General features: G+C 46.6%; 18 protein-coding genes. 14 read left to right on the top strand and 4 right to left on the bottom strand.

The features are described from left to right. Positions 1-70: 70 nt before the first annotated feature. The 12 genes from VNM22_06110 to VNM22_06055 all read left to right on the top strand — a co-directional run bounded on the left by VNM22_06110 (position 71) and on the right by VNM22_06055 (position 14,487). Positions 71-3,103, top strand: a complete 3,033-nt coding sequence (locus tag VNM22_06110) for a TAT-variant-translocated molybdopterin oxidoreductase (GenBank protein HWP46718.1) — start codon at positions 71-73, stop codon at positions 3,101-3,103. Positions 3,104-3,173: 70 nt separating this feature from the next. After that, the gene (nrfD, locus tag VNM22_06105; GenBank protein HWP46717.1) at positions 3,174-4,598 is read left to right on the top strand and encodes an NrfD/PsrC family molybdoenzyme membrane anchor subunit; all 1,425 of its coding nucleotides are present in this window, start codon (positions 3,174-3,176) and stop codon (positions 4,596-4,598) included. Between the two features lie 111 nt (positions 4,599-4,709). Then, positions 4,710-5,219, top strand: a complete 510-nt coding sequence (locus VNM22_06100; GenBank protein ID HWP46716.1) for a DUF3341 domain-containing protein — start codon at positions 4,710-4,712, stop codon at positions 5,217-5,219. A 5-nt stretch (positions 5,220-5,224) separates the two neighbouring features. After that, complete coding sequence (locus VNM22_06095; protein ID HWP46715.1) at positions 5,225-5,881, top strand: cytochrome c; 657 nt, start codon at positions 5,225-5,227, stop codon at positions 5,879-5,881. 110 nt (positions 5,882-5,991) lie between these two features. Beyond that, positions 5,992-7,227 carry a hypothetical protein gene (locus VNM22_06090; protein ID HWP46714.1) on the top strand — a complete coding sequence of 412 codons (1,236 nt, stop codon included), beginning with the start codon at positions 5,992-5,994 and terminating at the stop codon, positions 7,225-7,227. A gap of 75 nt (positions 7,228-7,302) precedes the next feature. Next, complete coding sequence (locus VNM22_06085) at positions 7,303-8,205, top strand: cytochrome c (GenBank protein ID HWP46713.1); 903 nt, start codon at positions 7,303-7,305, stop codon at positions 8,203-8,205. Beyond that, a complete protein-coding gene (locus VNM22_06080; GenBank protein ID HWP46712.1) occupies positions 8,202-9,041 on the top strand; it encodes an SCO family protein in 840 nt (279 codons plus the stop codon). Before VNM22_06085 ends, VNM22_06080 begins: the two co-directional genes overlap by 4 nt. Positions 9,042-9,048: 7 nt before the next feature. Beyond that, positions 9,049-10,128, top strand: coding sequence for a cytochrome c oxidase subunit II (coxB, locus tag VNM22_06075; GenBank protein HWP46711.1), 1,080 nt, complete (start codon positions 9,049-9,051; stop codon positions 10,126-10,128). Positions 10,129-10,278: 150 nt separating this feature from the next. Continuing rightward, entirely contained in the window at positions 10,279-11,928 is a 1,650-nt protein-coding gene (gene ctaD, locus VNM22_06070; GenBank protein HWP46710.1) for a cytochrome c oxidase subunit I, read from the top strand. An 82-nt stretch (positions 11,929-12,010) separates the two neighbouring features. Continuing rightward, positions 12,011-12,670: a cytochrome c oxidase subunit 3 family protein gene (locus VNM22_06065; GenBank protein HWP46709.1), complete on the top strand. Its 660-nt coding sequence runs from the start codon at positions 12,011-12,013 to the stop codon at positions 12,668-12,670. A gap of 42 nt (positions 12,671-12,712) precedes the next feature. Continuing rightward, positions 12,713-13,012, top strand: a complete 300-nt coding sequence (locus VNM22_06060; protein HWP46708.1) for a cytochrome C oxidase subunit IV family protein — start codon at positions 12,713-12,715, stop codon at positions 13,010-13,012. Between the two features lie 563 nt (positions 13,013-13,575). After that, the gene (locus VNM22_06055; protein HWP46707.1) at positions 13,576-14,487 is read left to right on the top strand and encodes a hypothetical protein; all 912 of its coding nucleotides are present in this window, start codon (positions 13,576-13,578) and stop codon (positions 14,485-14,487) included. 268 nt (positions 14,488-14,755) lie between these two features. On the opposite strand, the gene VNM22_06050 is transcribed toward VNM22_06055, so the two are convergent. From VNM22_06050 to VNM22_06035, 4 genes are all read right to left on the bottom strand, one after another. Continuing rightward, a complete protein-coding gene (locus tag VNM22_06050) occupies positions 14,756-15,163 on the bottom strand; it encodes a DUF2892 domain-containing protein (GenBank protein ID HWP46706.1) in 408 nt (135 codons plus the stop codon). Positions 15,164-15,196: 33 nt separating this feature from the next. After that, a complete protein-coding gene (locus VNM22_06045; GenBank protein ID HWP46705.1) occupies positions 15,197-16,063 on the bottom strand; it encodes an SDR family oxidoreductase in 867 nt (288 codons plus the stop codon). A 67-nt stretch (positions 16,064-16,130) separates the two neighbouring features. Beyond that, positions 16,131-16,589: a PA2169 family four-helix-bundle protein gene (locus VNM22_06040; GenBank protein ID HWP46704.1), complete on the bottom strand. Its 459-nt coding sequence runs from the start codon at positions 16,587-16,589 to the stop codon at positions 16,131-16,133. 164 nt (positions 16,590-16,753) lie between these two features. Then, the gene (locus VNM22_06035; protein HWP46703.1) at positions 16,754-17,239 is read right to left on the bottom strand and encodes a hemerythrin domain-containing protein; all 486 of its coding nucleotides are present in this window, start codon (positions 17,237-17,239) and stop codon (positions 16,754-16,756) included. A gap of 432 nt (positions 17,240-17,671) precedes the next feature. Between VNM22_06035 and VNM22_06030 the strand changes: the two genes are divergently transcribed. Beyond that, a complete protein-coding gene (locus tag VNM22_06030) occupies positions 17,672-20,524 on the top strand; it encodes a glycoside hydrolase family 2 TIM barrel-domain containing protein (protein ID HWP46702.1) in 2,853 nt (950 codons plus the stop codon). 79 nt (positions 20,525-20,603) lie between these two features. Then, positions 20,604-23,345: a tetratricopeptide repeat protein gene (locus tag VNM22_06025; protein ID HWP46701.1), complete on the top strand. Its 2,742-nt coding sequence runs from the start codon at positions 20,604-20,606 to the stop codon at positions 23,343-23,345. The last annotated feature ends 102 nt before the right edge of the window (positions 23,346-23,447 follow it).

Genomic DNA, 23,447 nt, shown 5'->3' with positions numbered 1-23,447 from the left:
AAGATGTCCGTTGTGAGTTGTTCGTTGCTGTTGGTTTGTGCAACGAACGGTGAACAGCGGACAAGGAATCATGGACAACGGACAACAGACAACCGATAAGCGACTGGATCTTGCTTCGATTCGTGCGCGTCTGAAAGCAACTCAAGGTTCGCTCTATTGGCGGAGCCTGGAAGAACTGGCCGAAACCGAAGATTTTCAGGAATTCCTCCATCGTGAATTTCCGCAGCAGGCGGCAGAATGGCCAGACCCGGTCAGTCGTCGTCAATTTTTGAGGCTAATGGGGGCCTCTTTAGCCCTTGCTGGTTTAAACGCCTGCGCACGTCCACCCGATGAAAAGATTGTACCCTATGTCCGGCCCCCCGAAGAAATTGTGCCCGGTAAGCCTTTGTTTTTCGCTACGGCCATGTCCCTGGGCGGTTTTGCTACGGGTCTATTGGTTGAAAGCCATATGGGACGTCCGACCAAAATAGAAGGAAACCCAGATCACCCTGCCAGCCTGGGAGCAACCGATGTGTTTGCCCAGGCTTCCGTCCTGACACTCTATGATCCCGATCGCTCAGAGACCGTGACCTATCGAGGGGATATTCGACCCTGGGAGGTTTTCCTGGCGGAGTTTCGTAAGGTGTTGGCGGAGCAGCGTAAAACCCGAGGGACTCGCCTGCGGATATTGACCGAAACCGTTACCTCACCAACCCTGGCCCATCAACTGCAAGGTGTGTTGACGATGTTCCCATCGGCAAAATGGCATCAATATGAGCCTGTGGGACGGGATAATGTCCGGGCAGGGGCTAAGCTGGCATTTGGGGAGTATGTCGAAACTCAATATCGTTTTGACAAAGCGGAAATCGTCCTGGCTCTGGGGTCGGACTTTTTGACATGGGGGCCCGGAAGCCTGCGATATACTCGGGATTTCGTTACCAAACGGCGGATGCAGATGGGTGAGGGTAAAATGAACCGTTTGTATGTGGTGGAGTGTACGCCTTCCAATACCGGGGCTGTAGCCGATCACCGACTTCCGCTACGGGCCGATGAAATTGAGGGTTTTGCACGGGCCGTTGCCGTAGCCCTGGGTGTTGAGATAGGAGCCCTGGGCAATCAGTCGATCACTCCGCCCATTATCCCTGCCCAATGGATAGGTGCCCTTGTACGGGATCTTCAGCAACATCGGGGAACCAGTTTAATTTTAGTTGGCCCGGAACAACCTCCCCTGGTTCATGCCCTGGCCCACGCTATGAACCATGCCCTGGGTAACGTGGGGAATACGGTGGTTTATACAGATCCGGTAGAAGCCAATCCGGTGGATCAAATGGCTTCGCTCCGGGAATTGGTCCAGGATATGGATCAGGGCCTTGTGGATGTACTTGTAATTCTAGGAGGCAACCCGGCTTATACTGCCCCGGCAGATCTTCCGTTTGGTGAGCGTCTGGCAAAAGTAGGATTCAGTGTTCATCTGAGCCTGTATGAAGATGAAACTTCGGTCCTGTGTCATTGGCATATTCCCGAAGCCCATTATCTGGAATCCTGGAGTGATACCCGGGCCTACGACGGGACCATTACCATCCTTCAACCCTTGATTGCACCTCTTTATGGGGGAAAGACTGCCCATGAAGTATTAGCCGCATTTACCGATAAGCCAGAGCAGACCAGCTACGATATCGTTCGGGATTATTGGAAAAGCCGGAAGATTTCCGGTGACTTTGAACAGTTCTGGCGTACCGTACTGAATGCCGGATTTATCCCCGATACGGCGCTTCCACCTAAATCGGTATCCTTAAAACCGGATTGGGTACAAAGAGCTATAGAATTACAAAAACCCGAAGGCCCGGGAATCGGTTCTCCCTCTTTAGAAATTGTGTTTCAACCGGACCCCTGTATCTGGGATGGTCGATTCGCGAACAACGGCTGGCTTCAAGAATTACCAAAGCCGCTGACCAAACTTACCTGGGATAATGCCGCGCTCATCAGTCCAGCTACCGCCGAACGCCTGGGTCTTTCCAATGAGGACGTGGTTAAACTGATTTATCGGGGGCGTGTGGTGAGTGCCCCGGTCTGGATTATGCCGGGTCACGCGGATCATTCGGTTACGGTGCATTTAGGATATGGTCGGACCCGTGCAGGTCGGGTCGGAACAGGCCAGGGATTCAATGCCTATGTCCTTCGTACCTCTGACGGACCCTGGTTTGGTTCCGGACTGGAAATTCAAAAAACAGGCCAGAAGTATCCCTTGGCCTGTACCCAGATGCACCATAGTATGGAGGGCCGTAATCTGGTTCGCTCGGCCAGTTTGGAGCAATACCGGGAAAATCCCAATTTTGTACATGAAGGGGAATCTGAAGCCGGCCCCTATCCTTCCTTATATCCTGAATACGAATATAAAGGATATGCCTGGGGCATGGCCATCGATTTAAGTGCCTGTGTAGGCTGTAATGCCTGCATTATCGCCTGCCAGTCCGAGAATAATATTCCCATCGTCGGTAAGGATCAGGTCATGAAGAGCCGTGAGATGCATTGGCTGCGCATTGATCGCTATTACGCCGGAGGGCTGGATAATCCGGAAACCTACTATCAACCCGTCTTGTGTATGCAGTGTGAGAAGGCTCCTTGTGAAGTGGTTTGTCCCGTTGCAGCTACCTCCCATAGCGCAGAAGGGTTGAACGATATGGTATATAATCGGTGTGTAGGTACCCGTTATTGCTCCAATAACTGCCCTTATAAGGTCCGCCGTTTTAATTTCCTCCAGTATTCAGACTGGAATACCCCAAGCCTTAAATTGTTAAGAAATCCCGATGTAACGGTCCGAAGCCGGGGAGTTATGGAGAAATGTACCTATTGTGTTCAGCGAATCAATGCAGCTCGGATTGAAGCGGAAAAGGAAGGTCGGCAGATCCGTGATGGGGAGATTTTAACAGCCTGTCAGGCTGTATGCCCGGCCGATGCTATTGTCTTTGGTAATATTAACGATCCCAACAGCCGCGTTTCAAAGCTCAAGGCCGAACCTCGTAACTATGGATTACTCGCAGAATTGAATACAAAACCGCGGACTACTTATCTGGCGGTGATTCGTAATCCTAACCCTGAAATGACCGAAAATAATAGAGGGTAAGAGGTAAGGAGCGGGGTATAGAAGGAACGCCTGTCTACTTAACGCCTTATCCTCTCTGAACTGGGTATCCATGAAATCGGAACTTCCACACGAAACGACTAGAACCAAGGAAATAGGATCCGTTCGTCAGCCGGGCCTTTCTCCGGTCATCGAGCCGGGACACACCTTCGAGTCGATCACCGATAAAATCAGTTCCATCGTACTGACTCGCAAGACTCCCTGGGGATGGTTTGTAGGTTTTGGGATAACCTTCCTGTTAACCCTGATGTTGTTATATACTATCGGTTACCTGCTGGTGGTTGGGGTTGGGATTTGGGGCGTCAATATCCCGGTGGGATGGGGGTTTGATATTCTTAATTTTGTCTGGTGGATTGGGATCGGGCATGCTGGGACCCTAATCTCGGCCATTCTGCTGCTTTTACGTCAAAAATGGCGAACTTCGATCAACCGGTTTGCAGAGGCCATGACTTTGTTTGCAGTGGCTTGTGCAGGATTATATCCGGCTTTTCATACCGGGCGACCGTGGTTTGACTACTGGCTGCTTCCTTATCCCAATACCATGGGGCTCTGGCCCCAGTTCCGCAGTCCCCTTGTCTGGGATGTCTTTGCAATCTCGACTTACGGTACCGTTTCCCTCTTGTTTTGGTTTGTGGGATTGATTCCTGATTTAGCCACTTTGAGAGATCGATCGCAAAGTCGATTGGGTCGTATTATTTACGGAATCCTGGCAATGGGATGGCGCGGTTCGGCGAAACATTGGCACCGCTATGAGACGGCTTATCTGTTACTTGCAGGATTGGCAACTCCTTTGGTGGTTTCAGTTCACACCGTCGTAAGTTTTGATTTTGCCGTGGGGATCGTGCCCGGATGGCATGCTACCATCTTTCCTCCTTATTTTGTGGCCGGGGCCATTTATTCCGGTTTTGCCATGGTGATGACCCTTGCGATTCCGATCCGGGCAGTTTATAAACTGGAAGATTTTATTACCATGAGGCATCTGGAAAATATGGCCAAGATTATCCTGGTCACAGGCCTTATTGTAGCCTATGGATACATGATGGAAGCCTTCATGGCCTGGTATAGTGTGAATCCTTACGAGAGATATATGATTCTGAATCGGATGCAGGGACCCTATGCCCCTCTTTATTGGGCCTTAATACTGTGTAATGTTTTAATCCCCCAGGTACTTTGGTTCAAACGGGTACGAACGAGTGTACCGGCCCTTTTTGTAATCGCTTTGATCGTCAATGTCGGGATGTGGTTAGAGCGTTTTGTTATCATCGTCGTCAGTCTACATCGGGATTTTCTTCCCTCCTCGTGGAATATGTATGTTCCAACCCTGTTTGATTGGTCTATGTTTGTGGGTACAATCGGTCTGTTCCTTGCTCTGCTGTTCTTGTTTATTCGCTTCCTTCCCATGATTTCCATCTTTGAAATGCGGACGATTTTACCTCAGGCGGAAGTCAGGGAATTGGTTGATTATATAGAAGATTGAAAATTCAAAGTCAGATACCAGAAGCTAGAAGCAAGATTTCAGGCTTCCTTGCTTCTAATTTCCTGGATCTCTTTCATTTTGATGGATGGAAGGCCTCCGATATATGGTTTAATGGCCGAATTTGAGAATCCAAGTGATCTGGTCGCTGCAGCCCGTAAGGCTTATGAAGAAGGCTATCGGAAGATGGATGCTTATACTCCCTTTCCCATTGAGGAATTAACGGAAGCCCTGGGTTTCCGTCAAACCCGTCTTCCACTTATCGTGCTCATAGGAGGTTTGATAGGGTGTGTGGGAGGATATTTTTTGCAGTATTATACCGCCGTGATAGATTATCCCCTCAATATCGGGGGACGTCCTCTAAATAGCTGGCCAGCTTTCATCCCGGTTACTTTTGAGTGTACGATTCTCGTGGCATCTCTGTTTGCGGTGTTGGGTATGTTGGCCTTGAACGGTCTTCCCATGCCCTACCATCCCGTTTTTAATGTACCTCGTTTCGCCCTTGCAACACGAGATCGATTCTTCCTGTGTATTGAAGCTACAGACCCCCGTTTTGATCCAGAAACGACCAGGTACTTCCTGGAAAGGCTGGCACCCCGTGTGGTCTATGAGGTGGAGCATTAATCAGGATGAGAAGTCAAAAGCTAAAAGGTCAAAAACCGAAGACAGAAATACGATTCTGGAATGAAATATTTTACGGGTTTTCAGGATCCCTGGATAATCGTTGGATGTTTATCCTTTGCCTGTTGCTTTTTGCTTTTTTGATCGTGGGTTGTCGTCAAGATATGGCCGAGCAACCCAGATATGACCCCTTTGAGGCAAGTACATTTTTTGCCGATGGTCAATCTGCACGGCCTCTTCCACCCGGTACTGTAGCCCGGGGTTATCTCCGGGAGGATACAGAATTCTATACCGGTAAATCCGGTAAGGACTTTACCAACACTTTTCCATTCCCGGTAACCTGGACGGTATTAGAACGTGGGCAGGAGCGGTATAATATTTTCTGCTCCCCCTGTCATGATCGTACAGGGAGTGGAAATGGGATGATTGTACGCAGGGGTTATACCCCTCCCCCTTCGTTTCATCAAGATCGATTGCGAGAAGCTCCGGTTGGTTATTTCTTTGATGTTATTACCAACGGCTTCGGAGCTATGCCGGATTATGCGACCCAAATCCCACCCCGGGATCGATGGGCCATTATTGCCTATATTCGTGCACTACAGCTCAGTCAGCATGCTAGACTTGAAGATATACCGGCGGAGGAGCGTGCCAAACTCAGCAGATGAACTAAAGTGTCTAAAGGATACATACCCGAAGTCAAAGGAACCTCCAGGATTGGGTTCTTTTAACTTTAGACACTCTCCGTTCACTTTAAATAAATCTAAATAGTTTACCCATGCAAGACCTGGATCAGATACAGCAGCGATCTTTCAAGATTGGAGTGGTAGGCCTGGCACTTTGTATTATATGGGCGTTCTTCAATCCCGGACAGTTTTTTCATTCGTACCTGTTGGCTTATATGTTCTGGATTGGAATTGCCCTTGGCTCTTTTGCCCTGTTAATGGTGCAATACCTGTCGGGTGGAGTATGGGGATTGGTCATCCGACGCCTACTCGAAGCCGCAACCCGAACATTCCCACTCCTGGTACTTCTGTTTCTACCCCTTGTGTTGGGTCTTCGTTACTTATACCCCTGGGCACGTCCAGAAGAGGTTGTCAAGGATGTTATCCTCCAGCATAAAAGTGTTTACTTAAATATTCCATTCTTTCTGGTTCGGGCAGCCCTTTACTTTGTGGCATGGTTGAGCGTCTCCCACTTCTTGAACAAGTGGTCTTTGGAGCAGGATCAGATGGCGGATCACCGTCTTCCTGAACATGTAGAGTACGCCAAGTTGAGACGGTTTCGATTACTTAGCGGTCCTGGATTGGTAATCTATGGCTTAACCGTTACCTTTGCCTCGATTGATTGGGTGATGTCCCTGGAACCCCATTGGTTATCCACCATCTTTGGAATTATGTTTATGGGAGGGCAGGGAATCTCGGCTCTTTCATTTGCAATTGTTGTTGCAGTTTTGCTGACAGATCGTACGGAGTCCGGAGTCCCCGACCCCTTATATGCACGGCCCCTACGCTATGTTATCTCACCAACCCATTTCCATGATCTCGGTAAGCTGCTACTGGCTTTTGTAATGCTTTGGGCTTATTTCGCATTTTCTCAATTCCTTATCATATGGTCGGGTAACCTCCCCGAAGAGACTCCCTGGTACCTGCGTCGAATGGAGGGTGGCTGGAAGTGGATAGGCTTATTTGTTATTCTCTTTCACTTTGCCTTGCCATTCTTGTTGCTCCTATCGAGACCTATAAAACGCAACCGGCGTGTGCTTGCCATCATAGCCGTCTGGATGCTTTTGATGCGCCTGGTCGATTTATTCTGGATGATAGCCCCTGCCGCCCAAATGGAAACAGGGGTCGTTTCTTATCTGCATGTTCACGTGATGGATATCCTGGCCCCCATAGGAGTGGGGGGTGTTTGGTTGGCGCAGTTTATCCAACAATTGAAGAGTCGACCTTTATTACCTCTTTATGATCCCTATTTAGAAGAAGCCTTTAGCTCGACTGGAAGTAAACATTGAATGTAGGAAAAAACGGGGTCAGAAGCTAACATAATCCCTGGCTCCTGACTCCTGAAGGAGTATTTTTATATTTAAATGGAGAAGACAAGCCTTCGTACCACCGATAAAGAGAATCCCCAGGTGAGCCATGAGCATAGCGATGTAAATGTTCGGGGGATTTTCATCTTTGGGGTGGGACTCATTGTTCTTGCCGTTGTGGCTCATCTTTTACTCTGGTGGCTATTTGACTATTTTTCCGCCCGTGATCAGAAGCAGACCCAGCCCCGGGTGCCAACGGTTTCCCGTCCCCAGAAAGAGCTTCCTCCAGAGCCTCGATTACAGGTTTCTCCGGCCCGGGATATGAAAGAAATGCGTGCATCGGAAGATGCCCTACTTCATAGCTATGGTTGGGTTGATCAAAAAACGAATACGGTCCGAATTCCCATTGAGCAGGCCATGAAATTGATAGCCGAAAAAGGTCTGCCGGTAAGATCCAGGGACGGGACACAGGGCCAAGAAAATACATCTTCACAGGAGTTTTTTTCCTATGAGTTGGTGGAGGACTCCAGCTCGGGTCGAACCATTCGAGGAGAACCTTATCGCGCTCCCCTGAAACTTCCCGGTATTCAGCAGGTTCCTGGATTGGTGGCTGCACCGACAGTTGAGAAACCTGGGCCGTCTGGAGAACCTTCTTTAAAATCCCTGGCATCAGAAGGGGAAAAACTCTTTCAGGAAACAGGTTGCAATGTTTGTCATAAAATTGGCTCCCGGGGCCGTGGGCCGGATCTTGCGGGAGTGTTTGGTAAGCCTGTGCAGTTACAAAACGGGGAAACGGTCATAGCTGATGAAGCGTATATCCGTGAATCGATCCTCAATCCAATGGCAAAGGTCGTTGCCGGCTTTCCCCCTATTATGCCTCCCTATGAAGGTAAACTTAGTGACGAGGAGGTATCAAAACTTGTCGCATACATTAAATCCTTGGGGAGTAAAGAAAAATGAAGTGGGTAATTTTTATGTTTTGTCTTTTAGTAGCCGTTCCGGTGCAGGCTCATCAGGAAAAATCTCTATCACCCGGTGACCTCCGTATCGATCAGAGATTGAACGAGCAGGTACCTGGGGATCTGGTATTTCGAGATGAAACGGGACGGTTGATTCAATTGGGGAATTACTTTGGTAACAAACCCCTCATCCTGGTATTGAGTTATTACAGGTGTTCCCTGCTTTGTCCCACGGTTCTGGAAGGACTTATAAGTAGTCTTCGCGTGCTCTCTCTTAACGTTGGGGAGCATTTTTCGGTAATTACGGTAAGCTTTGATCCTAAAGATACCCCGGAGATCGCCGCAACCAAAAAAGAAGAATACCTTCGAAGATATGCCCGTTCTGGAGCAACCGAAGGCTGGCACTTCCTGACGGGGGAAGAAGCATCCATTGAACGTTTAACACAGGTCGTGGGGTTTCATTATACTTACGATGCAAAGCGGGATGAATATGCCCATGCCAGCGGCATCATTCTATTAACCCCTCAGGGAAAGATTGCCCGCTACTTCTTTGGAGTAGAATTTGCACCCAGAGACCTACGCCTTGGTCTCGTAGAGGCTTCAGCAAACAAAATCGGTTCCCTGGTCGATCAGGTGATGCTACTCTGTTACCACTATGATCCTACGACTGGAAAGTATAGTGCTACGGTTTTAAGTCTTGTGCGCTTGGGAGGTATCCTGACGGTTCTGGCTCTGGGGATTTTTATGTTTGTCATGTGGCGACGGGATCGTAATTGGTCTTCTGTTTCTTATCCTTTGCAGGATGATTCCTTGCAGAGGACCAAGGAGGGACCCTAAAAGATAGATGAAACAACTTCCCTTATTTCCCGAGCAAGCATCTACCATTGCCGGACGTGTGGATGCGCTTTTCTATTTCCTGCTAATCATCACCGGTTTTTTATCTCTGCTGGTTGTTCTCCTGATTATTTACTTTGCTATCAAGTATCATCGTCGGTCGGAAGCTGAAAGGCCAAGGCCCGTAGAAGGTTCTTTACCTCTGGAAATACTATGGACGGTATTTACCTTCGGCCTTTTCATGGTTATGTTTTTTTGGGGAGCCAGTATCTATTCTACCCTGGCCCACCCTCCAGAGGATGCCTTAGATATTTATGTTATCGGTAAACAGTGGATGTGGAAATTTCAACATTCTGGAGGACAAAGGGAAATTAATGAACTCCATATACCGGTAGATCGTCCCATTAAGCTGATCATGTCTTCCCAAGATGTCATTCATGACGTCTTTGTACCTGCTTTTCGTGTCAAAGGGGATGTGATTCCCGGGCGCTATACAACCCTTTGGTTCCAGGCAACCAAACCTGGAACCTATCATTTATTTTGCGCTGAATATTGTGGGACTCAGCATTCCGGTATGATAGGTCGCGTAATCGTTATGGAACCCGCACAATACCAGGCTTGGTTAAGTGGAAACGTGATACAACAGGCAGGTGCCCTTACCCCTTCCCCCGTAATGACGGGGGAAGCTCCAACTTCAGGTACCCCACAGGGGTCTACCTCCCCTGCTGGGGTGACAACGGGTATGGCTCCAGGATCTGCAGCACCTTTAGCAGAAGCTCCAGGTACCGGTGCTGCTGAAGGCTCCCTTGCATCAGCCGGAGAGAAGCTATTTCGAGATTTAGGTTGTATAACCTGCCATCGACTGGGTACCCAGGGACGAGGACCCAATCTGGTAGGAATATTCGGTAAATCCATTGCTTTACAAAATGGAGAAACGGTGGTTGCAGATGAAAATTATTTGCGTGAATCGATTCTTCATCCGCAAGCTAAAATTGTTGCAGGCTTTCAGCCTATTATGCCCCCTTATGAAGGCCGGCTAAGTGAAGAAGAATTGATCCAGCTCATCGCTTATATCAAGTCTCTTAAATGATGATACCTTTGCATTTTTTCTTAAGTTATTCTTGGTTTATCCATGAAGGACGCTAAAAGTATGGGAGTGTGGGAGTATGGGGGGTATGGTAGTAAATACCCCCACACTCCCATACTTCCATACTCCTCCGCTCTTCGTGGTCCTTAAATTATGATTGTAGATCGGGTTGAACCGAGAGAGAATTATTTAAATGCAGATTACGGGATAAAATCCTGGTTACTAACCACAGATCATAAGCGGATCGCCTTACTTTATTTGGTATCGGTTACGCTGTTTTTCTTTGTGGGGGGGGTGTTTGCTGTCTTAATTCGACTAGAGCTATTAACCCCACAAGGGGATCTGGTCCAGGCAGAAACTTATAATAAGTTGTTTACCATGCACGGGGTAACCATGATTTTCTTTTTTCTGATTCCTGCTATTCCCGCCGTATTGGGAAATTTTCTCGTGCCCCTGATGATCGGGGCCCGGGACCTGGCTTTCCCTCGCCTGAATTTGGCAAGCTGGTATTTCTTTATTCTGGGAGGACTTATTGCCATATGGGCGATTTTAGCAGGTGGGGTGGATACCGGCTGGACATTTTATACCCCTTACAGTAGTAGCTATTCGACAACTTACGTAGCCGTTACCATACTGGGGATATTTTTAAGTGGCTTCTCATCCATCTTCACAGGATTAAACTTTATTGTTACCATCCACCGGATGCGGGCTCCGGGTTTAACCTGGTTCCGCCTGCCGCTGTTTATCTGGTCGCTCTATGCAACCAGTGTCATTATCGTTTTAGGAACGCCGGTGGTTGCCATTACCCTCCTGCTGGTAGCCGTTGAACGGATACTTCGCGTAGGTATTTTTGACCCGGCCTTGGGAGGGGATCCCTTACTCTTCCAACATCTATTCTGGTTTTACTCCCATCCGGCGGTTTATATCATGGTTTTACCTGCCATGGGCGTGATTAGCGAGCTGGTGGCTACCTTCTCCCGGAAGAATATTTTCGGTTATCGCTTTGTTGCCTTTGCAAGTGTTGCTATCGCTGTATTGGGATTTCTTGTTTGGGCTCACCATATGTTTGTGGCCGGTTTATCTGTCTATGGAGCCATGATTTTCTCATTTCTGTCTTACTTTGTGGCCGTTCCTTCCGCCATTAAAGTCTTCAATTGGACTGCCACTCTCTACAAAGGCTCCATTTCCTATCAAACTCCAATGCTTTATGCATTTGGATTTATCGGACTGTTTACCATAGGGGGTGTTACTGGATTGTTTCTGGCTTCCCTGGGGATTGATGTCCATGTAACGGATACCTATTTTGTGGTAGCCCACTTCCATTATATCATGGTGGGTGGAACGATCATGGCTTATCTGGGTGGGCTACATTATTGGTGGCCTAAAATCAGTGGGAGAATGTATCCTGAAGGATGGGCCAAGTTGGGGGCCTTGGTCATCTTCATTGGGTTCAACCTGACCTTCTTCCCACAGTTCGTTCTGGGCTATTTAGGAATGCCACGGCGTTATTATGCCTATCCCGATGAATTCCAGGTATTAAACGTTATGTCTTCGGCAGGGGCCTCCATCCTTGGGGTTGGTTATCTACTTCCTATGATCTATCTCATCTGGTCTATGCGATATGGACCCCGAGCCAGCTCAAATCCCTGGCCAGCAACCGGTCTGGAATGGCGAACCCCCTCACCGCCTCCAACGGAGAACTTTAAGGAAACTCCCGTTGTAACCTGGGAGCCTTATGAATTTAGACCCCGAGAAGAAATGGAAGTTATCGGAAAACTGAACATAAATGACGAATCCGGTTAATTTGCTCTCTGTGATCGATTGTCCATCAACCGGAAGGATAAGGACAAGGGATAGATAATCGATCACAGATCCTAAACTAACAGTGGCTAAGAGTCATTCGACCGTACTGGCACATCATTTCGATAGTATAGAACAACAGCGTGAAGCTTCCTCCTTGGGAATGTGGATATTTCTGGTAACAGAAATTATGTTCTTCGGAGGCTTGTTCACAGGTTATGTGGTCTATAGGACGATTTATCCCGGGGTATTTGCCGAAGGGAGCCATCATCTAGATATCACCCTGGGTGGAATCAATACCGTTGTACTCATCACCAGTAGCCTGACCATGGCACTGGCAGTTCGAAGTGCCCAGATGAGTAACCGTAAATCGCTGGTTATATTTCTAATTTTAACCATTCTCCTTGGTCTGACCTTCCTTGGAATTAAATTGGTGGAATATGGCCATAAGTTTAGAGATCATCTGGTCCCAGGCTTTGGATTTAGTTATCCAGGGCCAGAGGCCGGTCATGTAGAACTCTTTTTTGTCTTTTATTTCTTTATGACCGGTCTTCATGCTTTACATATGGTGGCAGGAGTCGGGGTATTAACTATTCTCTTGATTCTGGCCGGCCGGGGCCTCTTTTCGGCAGAATACTATACGCCTGTGGAATTGGCAGGACTTTACTGGCATTTCGTAGATATTATCTGGATTTTTCTCTTTCCCTTACTCTATTTAATTGGACTGCATTTAAAGGGGTCATGAGTTTTAATTCCGTACTCATTACACCTTGCAGGTTTGTAAAACATGGTCGAGCATGTTGAATCTAAAAAAGTCTACTTCACCGTCTTTGTAGTCCTGATGGTTTTGACTTTTATTACCATCCAGGTTGCCTTTATGGATTTGGGATGGCTGAATAATATCCTGGCTTTGGGGATCGCGGTCTGCAAAGCTACTCTGGTTGCTCTCTTTTTTATGCATGTCCGCTACAGTACGCGTTTAACCTGGGTGGTTATTTTAGGAGGCCTCTTCTGGTTGGGAATTATGATCGCTTTAACCCTCAGCGATTATCTGACCCGAAGCTGGTTGACCTATCCAGGACATTAAAACCTCGTTTCTAAGGATTGTCTAAAAGAAGGGCTTAACTCCTGTCCTGGAATAAAATCCCGGTTCTTTTTGTCTATCTTTCTGACAGAACCAAAGGGGTATGACCCCAAACTCCCTATGGGAGACTTAACCTTTCTAAAAATCTTTCCTTCTATCCCGGGTAAACCGGGTATTCTTCCACCTCTGAGGGAAGTTAGTTGAACGTGGAAAAGAATTCTTCCTTCTTACTGTAGAATTTACTCAAGAATACCCTCTGATCCAAAAATTACTCCTTTATATAAATAAAAAATACTCTTATCTTTAAGTTAAAGAGAGGAATTAGAACTTATCTGTTTTGAAAGGTCAGCCATGGATTTTACCCATTTGCGTTTCATACATAGGGGAGTGTTTCACATCTGTTCTTCTTGAGAATGGTCTAATTTTCACCTGAAAGGTAATCGACATTAAAAGCCAGATGGGTTTGGCTACCTGATAAATTGAGTCCAAAATGAAATCAACTTAACCCTTTTGAAGGAAAATACCGAGTAACATTCGGTATAAAAGGGTGAGGAGGTAGAGAAATAATGAGAAGATCAGGTATTTTTACTTTGTTTTTGATGATCATTATCACCTGGCCGGTACCCAGCGACGCTGCCCAATCTGCAAGTGATATAACCAGGCACGTTTCCGGTGATCGAACGGGAATTATAATCGCCGGTCAGACTAGTCGGATAGGTCAAATCGGCATCGGTCATGTGGCAAATCGGCAACTTCAAGACCCATCGGGGGATCAGCTACGTGCGGTAACCAAAGGTCCGTCTGGTATTACCTTCCCCCCTCCATCTGGTATACTATCCAATACGGTAAGTATTGTCCAGCCTGGGTTTTCAACCAGCACAACGAGAGTCGAACAACCGGGAGGTCCAAGTAGCCTTATCGTTAACACGCAAATGAATCCAGTTTTTCCAGGTAATCGGTTTGGGACTACAACCCTCACCACTTTAACCATCACCCAGCCCGGGGCCATGGTCGGGATTACCTTAACCAATCCCTCTGGAACTATCACGGGAACGACTACCATTCTCCAACCGGGATTTGCAAGTCAAACCATAAGAATCGGCCAGCTGGGACAAAGTACCTTCCTAATCCCCACTCAAATTGGAAATGTGTTTCCCACTAATCCAGTTGGAACTTTCACCGGCACTATCCTGACTCCTCCCCCGCTGGTGACCACCTTTAATTCCCTGGATATCACCTTGAATAATCCGGTTGGGACGGTAGGAGGTGGGACTTTTATAACCCCTCCCCCACTGGTAACTACCTTTAATTCCCTGGATATCACCTTGAATAATCCGGTTGGGACGGTAGGGAGTGGGACTTTTATGATCCCTCCCCCGCTGGTAACTACCTTTAATTCCCTGGATATCACGTCAGGTAGTCAAACTGGGATTACAACAGGTATCATGACCGGAATTCCATTGGGTGGAGAACGGTGAGGTGATAAGTAGTGTGACCGGCTTTGATACGATCCTTTCCCAGGACTTCGGGAAATCCCGGTCAACCCGGTCAGCGATAGGTGGGTAGCCTGACTCTGGGGATCTTTTCTTAATTTAAAAAAGAAGCCGCTGGAGGGAAGTAATATTCACTTCGGCGATTTTTATTTTTATTTCAGAATTTGCTTTATCTTCCATTCGATTTGAAGGATGTTGGTTCCTGGAAGATCTCCAGGGGTTTGAAGACCCTGGAGATTTCTTGAATTCGATCTTATTTTCGAGGGGAGCCTAGAGCCGTCGTAGGTGTCCAGGACGGTGCATCACTGGCAGGGAATGATTCTTCAGAGGCTATCCCTACAATATGCTGTGAAGTAGACGAAACTTCATTATTGGAAGGAAGTCTGGAACTAACAGGTGAGAAAACCTGACTAGTATCTACGTTCAGTGCTTCATAAAGATAACAATGTCCGGTAATACCTCGATGGAGAAGGCTTCCTCCAATCCAGGTTAACATAAGCCCACCCCAAGAAGAGCGCGATAAACCATAAAGTGTCAACGCACCGCCCGCAAGGACGGATAACCAGCGCTCAACCTCCCCCACATTGATGCGGTTCATTCTCTGTTGCTGAACCTCAGAGGTCATTTGTCTGTTTATCCCGGTGGATAGTTTTGATTCCATTTTCTCACCTCCTCTAACGGTTTGTTTTAGATTTTACCCATTGACAATGACGCCACCGTTGGGATGTAAAATTTGGCCGGTAAAATAGGAGGCATCATCGGATGCCAGGAACACATAGCTGGGTGCAACCTCTTCCGGCTGGCCTGGGCGCTTCAAAGGTACATCCTCACCGAATTTTTCGATCTTCTCAGGTGGAAACGTCGAAGGAATTAGAGGGGTCCAAATCGGTCCGGGGGCCACACCATTCACACGGATCCCCTTTTCAACCAATGCCTGGGACAGAGATCGGGTAAAGGCCACAATAGCTCCTTTCGTGGCCGAATAATCCAATAATTTCGGATTTCCTTTATACGCTGTTATGGAAGTCGTATTGATAATAGCACTTCCTTCTTTCAAATATCTGAGAGCGGCCTGGGTCATGTAAAAAAATGAAAAAATATTTGTTCGGAAGGTCCTCTCCAATTGGTCCGAGCTAATATTTTCGATGCTATCCTGAGGATGTTGTTCAGCCGCATTATTCACGAGGATATCCAGCTTCCCAAACTCCTTGATAGTTTGTTGAACCGCCTGCCGGCAGAATGATTTATTCCCCACATCTCCCGCCATGAGAAGGCAACGACGACCTTCTTGTTCCACTTTTTTCTTGGTTTCTTCTGCATCTTTATGCTCGTTTAAATATACAATAGTAATGTATGCACCTTCTTTAGCATAGGCAATGGCTACCGCACGACCGATACCACTATCACCCCCTGTAATAAGGGCAACTTTATCTTGTAATTTTCCACTTCCACGATACTGACGGTCTTCAGCCCTGGGTTTGGGTCTCATTTCCGATTCGATTCCAGGTTGATGGTCTTGAGGTTGTGCCGGCTGTTTGGATTCCTTTTGTTTTTTATCCATGGTGAGGTCGGGTTCGTTGTCCGTTATCCAGAGTAAAACACGAACAACGAACCGGAGCTGAGGGAAATTACTTCTGGAAACTGGTTGCTTTTTCTAATGAACGGATTTTATCGTGGGCTTCTTGAATCTTTGCATACTGCTGTTCCACAATAACTCTTATATCTGCAGGTAAGTTGGCGTTCAAGGCTTCCTTATAAGTTTTTACAGCTACATCTTCTCCACGTTCACATTCGGAAATAATCGCAGCTTTGTCCTCACCGGTTACTGCCGATTTAATGTTCATCCAGCCGCGATGGATCGATGCAGTTACGCTTCCGCTGTCCTCGGGTTGGCCTCCTAAACGCCGGACTTCCCTTTGCAATTCCGAAGCGAATTGGGCCCGTTGCTGAGCGTAGGAATTAAAAAGACTCTTAAGTTGACTGTCTTTGATCCCTTCTGCTGCTGTCTGAAAGCCGTTTTCCCCATCTTTACAGGTTTCAATCAGGTTGTTCAGTACGGAAATTGCTTCACGATGGCTTATATTCATAAAACTTTTCTCCTTATCGTTTATTTAGAAAGTACCATAGCCCTGCCGATTCCTTTATTTTCTTTTCGGGTATAGAAGGAACCTTCTTTGACAGGCATGAACTAAAGTGTTTTTATCCAAACAGTAAAAGTTACGGGATTGTTAGTACCTTTGGAACTTCTCGTCTAGTCTATGGAAGCCAGAAGTCGTTCCTTGAGCTTTTTCAGTTGAATACCCAGATGTTGGAGTTCCTCGCCAAGTTGCTCTTGGGCCTCCGGGAACATCTCCTCTTCTTCTTCCTGGATGTGGTGTTCAACATTTTCGATGAGCACTTTAAACTTGGCGTCGAATTGCTCATCTTCAGGATCGAGTTTTTTAAGCTCCTCAATCAAACCCTTAACCACATCATGTTCTGCGATGCTTTCGGCAACCAGTTTTCTATCCTCCCTGTTTCCGTCTTCCTGAATGGCCGGATAGAAAATCTGTTCTTCCAACATGGTGTGAACCTCCAATTCCATAAAGGCTTTCTCGGCAATATCTCTTTTTTTCTTATAGGCCCGATCTCCTGCGGCCTCATATTCCCGAAATAACTCCTTCACTTTGTCATGGTCAGATGTAAGCATTTCTAGGGCATTTATGCCGGTTCCTTGGTTTTTATCTTTATTTTTCATAACTGGCCTCCTTCAGGTCCAATTTCAAGAATGTTCCTTTAAGAGTTTTCCCCGCTATAGAAGCTTAAAACCTCGTCCTTTAAATATGTTTCGGGCAATTTGTATGCCATTCCCTGAACTCCTCCGTCTCCCGTGCCATTTAAAACTCCAGACTTTGAGGAAAGGCCCTTGTTTTTCCACAGATATGCTAAAATCCGATCTGGAGGCGATAAAAAGAGGGTATCAGCTTACCTCATATTTGACAAGAGAAAACAAATCATCTTGAATTTCCCCTTAATTCGACTTGATCTATGTGGATCTCATGGAATCTTCCTTGTCTACGTAAAATTTTACCCCGTGTCGATTGGAGCTTTTGGCATAACTTTTGCGCCATTTTTACATGGGTAATTTCAGAGCAAGTTTTTGTATCTTAATGGAACAATGGAGTCGTATATGACGCGGATCCGTATAAGCCTGGATGGTTCTTGGGATTTCTTCCTGGACCCCTATCAGCGATTAGAATTACAAACCCTTGAAAGTGCGGGTCCACCCCTTAATATTTGGGTTCCTGGTCCCTGGCAGGCTCAATTCGAAGATTTACGTGATTACAGTGGCGTAGCCTGGTATCGGCGGCGTTTTGAGCTTATGAATGCAGATTCTTTGCAGAAAGGAGAGATTATTCCAGATCCTACCTATGTGCTTCACTTTGGCGCAGTGGATTACTACGCATCGGTATGGCTAAACGGCCAGTTGATTGGAGAACACGAAGGGGGTTATCTACCCTTTGAATTTATCTTAGATGATGCCTTACATCTCACAGGTTTGAATGAACTGGTGGTTCGGGTTATTGATCCCGGTAATGATGCCGATTTCTTTCCCCAGTTTACCTTTGCGGAAATTCCCCATGGGAAACAGAGCTGGTATGGGTCCATAGGAGGTATCTGGCAAAGTGTTTATCTGGAGATGCGTCATGCTGTCCATATCACCCGTCTGCATATAACTCCCCAAGTAGCAGACGAAAAGGCTCGGGTAAGTTTAAAATTGAACCAACCGACCGAGCGGCGTATAGGACTCCTTCTCACCGTAAAGAATCCCCTGGGGCAGAAAGATGACCATCGATTTGTTATCGATGTAGGGGAGCAACAATTTGAAGGGGAATTACCCATACCAAACCCCCTCCTATGGGATCCTCAAAATCCGCAGCTTTATCAACTTGAAGCCTCATTGGTCAGTAATGATGATAAGGGACTTGTCCTGGACTCATTATCTTCCCATTTTGGAATGCGCAGTATTGCGACCTCGCCGGATGGATATCTTATGCTGAATGGACGTATTCTTTATTTACGTGGGGCACTGGATCAGGATTACTATCCAGATATGCTCTATACCCCCTTTAGTGATGCCGAATTGGAGGATCAATTCACTAAAGCCAAACATATGGGCTTGAACTGTTTGCGGACCCATATCAAGATTACAGATCCCCGCTATTACGATGTGGCTGATCGTGTTGGCCTGCTTATCTGGACCGAATTGCCTAACTGGCAAAACCTGACAGATGCAGCCAAGCGTCGGGCCCGAGAGACCCTGACCGGAATGGTGGAGCGGGATTGGAATCATCCTTCCATTATTATCTGGACCATTATCAACGAAGGTTGGGGAGTAGATTTAGCCGTCAATGCCGAGCATCGAGCATGGCTGGCCGAAACTTATTCTTATCTCAAGCAACTCGATCCCTACCGATTAGTGATCGGTAATTCTCCCTGCTTTACCAACTTTCATGTTGTAACCGATATTGAGGACTTTCATGACTACTATGCTATTCCGGATCACTACCGTCAATGGCGGAGCTGGGTGCAGACTTTTGCCGGTCGTCCATCCTGGATGTTTGTCCATGTTTACGAAAATCTTGAAACCTGGCGGGAATTTATCCGGGATCCCTGGAGCCTGATCCCTCGTACTCCGGCGCCTGAAATACACCGCCATGGCAAAGAACCTGTGGTCATTGCCGAGTTCGGTAACTGGGGTTTGCCGGACATCAACCAGTTAAAAGAGCACTATGGAGGTAAAGAACCCTGGTGGTTTGAAACAGGGATCGAATGGGTTAATGGAGTGGTTTATCCCCATGGTATTGAACAACGCTTCAAAGTCTTCCACCTGGATAAAGTCTTCCCAACCCTATCCGATTTAACAGCAGCCAGTCAGCGTATGCAGTTTACTGCACTTAAATATGAAATCGAACAGATACGTCGCCATCCCGGTATTGTAGGCTATATCATCACTCAATTTACCGATGTCTATTGGGAAGCCAACGGTTTACTGGATATGTGTCGTAACCCCAAGGCTTTCTACGACGCAATGGGTCAAATCAATAGAGCCGATGCTATTATACCTGCCGATTGGGAATGTATAGCTTTTTGGGAAGATACCCGCTGTGAAGTACGCGTGATGTTATCTCATTTTTCAGAGGTAGATTTATCTGAATGCAGGTTGGAGTGGAATCTAGATTTGTGGCCGGATATCCGGGGTCATTTTGCCGGATTCAAACCCCAAAAAGCCCAGGTGACCCATGTGGGTACGGTGACTTTTGAGGTACCAAAATTAAACAAGAGTGTACGGACCCGTCTAGAACTACGGCTGTTGGATGGATCAGGAAACCTGATAACAACCAATCATCACGAATTATATTTCTTTCCCCATCGGTCGAAAACATTAAGAACTGCTATTTTGAGTGCTCCCGGCCTGTCGGAGTTAGCCGAACGGTTAAGTGCCCTGGGTTATCAGATAACCGAAAATTTAGCTACTGCTGACGTAGTGCTGGCAACCAAAATGACCGATGAATTGCGTTGGTACGTCCAAAATGGTGGAAACGTACTCTGGCTTGCTGAATCCAGCGATTCCCAACATACCTATCTGGGTAGTCTGGGGATAGCACAACGGCAAGGGCGAAGCTGGCAAGGGGATTGGGTCAGTAGTATGAGTTGGATTCGTCAAGATCGGATGTTCAAAGATATACCCTCCGGAGGAGTCGTCGATTTCGCCTTCGCCGATTTAACCCCGGAACAGGTTATTGTGGGTTTAAACCCTCGAGATTTTGCCGCAGACGTCCATGCTGGATTGTTTGTAGGATGGTTACATCACACGGTGGCTCTGGTGGCCGAACGACGTATCGGTAACGGACGTTTACTGGTCTCTACCTTCCGTTTGCAGAAGCATGTCGGAAATCACCCTGTAGCCACCTTGATGATAGAGGATATGATCGCCTATTTGGCTGGTTCCCTGGATAAAAAACAGGACATTTCGATTTAAATAGGGTGCTAGAGGGAACCTTCACTAAACTAAATATAATCCCTTGACAAGGAGAAGGGCATTTCCGTACCATACAAGTATGGTAGGGTATAAGTGGATTCTTAAAGGCCTCCTTCTTCTTATATTATCTCTTTTGCTTCTCGGGTGTCCTGGTCCTTACGAGAAAGGGGTCAAGCATCTGGAACAGGGTGATAGATGGGCGGCAGTAAGGGAGCTGTTACTGGCTATTCAGAAGGATCCTCTCAACCAGGATGCTTATTACCAACTGGGAAAAACTTACTTTGAACTGGGGGAATTTGACAAAGCTATCGATATTTTTGAACAAATTTTGGCTAAGTTTCAATCTCATCCACTGGATGTTTACTATTACCTCGGGTTAAGTTACTACCAGACCGGAAATTGTTCTTCAGCCGTAGCCCGACTCCATGCCCTGGGAGAGGAACTTTCTAAAAGTCCTTCTTATTCGGATTCACTTTTTTATCTAGGGCAATGTCTCATGGATTTAGAGGATTTTCAAACAGCTCTTCAGGTCTATGATCAGTTTATCCAGCTAAATCCCCAATCAGATAAATCAGGAGAAGCTTTATTTAACTCGGGTGAAATTTTATTTCGTTTAGGAGAGTTTTCAAAAGCCATTTCTTTTTATGAAAAGCTCATCGAAAAGGATCCTCAAGGTCCCCGACGAGGAGAAGCCCTCTACCAGTTAAGCTTAAGTTATTTAAATATAGGAGAGGAACAAAAAGCCCTGGAATCTCTGAAAATCTTTACCCAGGATTACCTTAATCACCCCGCACTCCCGGCGGCCCTATATCAAATCGGTTTACTCTATGAAAAGGCCGGGGATTATGCCAAAGCCCTCGAAGGGTTTTATCGTTTGGTAAACCGGTTTCCTCAATCGGCTTATACCGATGAGGCCCTGCTCCATATAGGACATTCTTATGTCCATTTGGAAGCTTACCAAAAAGCTCTAGAGGCTTACCAGAGATTGATAAGCCTTTATCCAGAAAGCTCAGAGGTACCTGTAGCCTATTTTATGAGGGGGGAAAGTTTGTTCCACATAGGAGAATACCGTGCAGCAGTTCGAGAATATGAAAAAGTTCCCCAGGGGAATACTTTATGGCCGGAAGCTCAACTTCATTCGGCCCTTTCTTATTATCGGCAGGGTGATTACGAGGAAGGAATCCGTTCGCTAACCCGGCTTCTTTCAGAGCCCGGACTTAAACCTGACCTGGTAGAACAGGCCCGCCATTGGATGGGAGAGATGCTGATAAGTTCGGGAGATTATCAAAAAGCCAGGGAGTATTTTACAACTCTATTGAATCAAAAGCAGGCAGGATCTGTTTCCGATGAAATCCATATAGAATTGGCTAAAATCCTTTATCAAGAGGAAAAATGGAACGAGGTCCTGGATGAGTTAAAGAACATTGATGAAGACCGGCTACAGCCTGACATCTTGCTCCTTAAAGGCGATGCTTATTTCAATTTAAAAAATTACAAGAAGGCTTTGGAGACTTATCAAAAAATTGAAAAACGCTATCCTAACGATCCCTCGACTCAGGATGCCCTTTATCAGATAGGATATACCCACTATCGGCTTGAGAGATTTGATGAAGCCCGGCAGGTATTTACAAAGTTTATCAAAAGATTTCCGGACAACCCCCTGGCGGCTGAAGCCCAAAATCTGATAGGCTGGTCTTATTTTCGGAAAGGGGATTTTAAAGGGGCTATTCGGGAATTCCAACTCCTTGTTGAGCGATTCCCTCAAAGTAACCTGGTTGTGGACGCTAAACTCAAAATAGCCGATTGTTATTTTAATATGGGCGATTATCAAAAGGCCATAGAAGCTTATCAAAGGATTCTTATTGAGCATCCCGATCATCCTAAAACAGCCGAAGCCCAGTACAACCTGAATCTTTCCAGGTATCTACTGGGAGACACCACCGCTTATATAGAAGCTTCTAAGGAATTTGTTCAGAAGTATCCCGAAAGTCCTTTAAGTGCTGCAACCCAATATCAATTGGGTGAGCAGTACCTGCAACAAAAAAATTACCCGGAGGCTTTGAAGGCCTATCAATGGATTGTGGATCATCAACCTCAGAGTGAACTGGCCGATGATGCTCAGTATAAGATCGCCTGGAGCTATTTGCAGATGGAGAATCTGGATAGGGCTTTGGAAGAATTTCAAAAATTATTGGATACTTATCCGACCAGCGAGTACCGAATCCGTGCTCAATATGATAAAGCCACCCTTCAATTTAAACTCGGCCACTACGAACAGGCTCTTGAAACCTATAGAATCTTTACCCAAAGTTTTCCTGACAGTCCTCTCATCCCTGAAGCCCTCCTTCAAATCGGTTTAACCTTGTTAAAGACGGGAAAAACCTCTGAGGCGGAAGATCATTTCAAGAAGATTGTAGAACAATATCCTCAGCATCCCCTGGTTCCCGAGGCCTATGCCCAACTTGCTTTGACTTTAACCCATGAGAATAAATGTGAGGAAGCCGAGAAAGTAGAAAGAGGGATCGAGGGCGCTCCCCTTAAAAATACCTCGGTTGCTGAAATTCAACTCAAGATCGGCCAGTGTTATACCCAAACCAATAATTTGGATAAAGCCCTTGCCATTTATCAAAAAGTCATCTACCTTTATCCGGACCAAAAATCTTATACCGCAGCCGCAGCCTTTGCTTCTGCCGAGATTACCGCCAAACTCGGAAGAATCCAGGAAGCCATTACCCTTTATGAAAAAGTCATAGAGACTTCTCCGGATCAAGATCTCACCGAGAAGGCCCGAGTTAAATTAGAAGCATTAAGAAAACAGTAAAATCGGGGGCTATCTCCTTAATCCTCCTTCCTCCTCCCGCAACCCTAGCCGGTGAAAAGTTTCGCTAAGGAGATGGTTTAGACCAAAAATGCTTTTAAAGAT

It is taken from the genome of Candidatus Limnocylindrales bacterium (genome assembly GCA_035559535.1).
Lineage (GTDB): Bacteria > Moduliflexota > Moduliflexia > Moduliflexales > JAUQPW01 > JAUQPW01.
The sequence above is the reverse complement of the archived record's forward strand: the minus strand, read 5'-3'. Positions and strand labels throughout refer to the sequence as shown.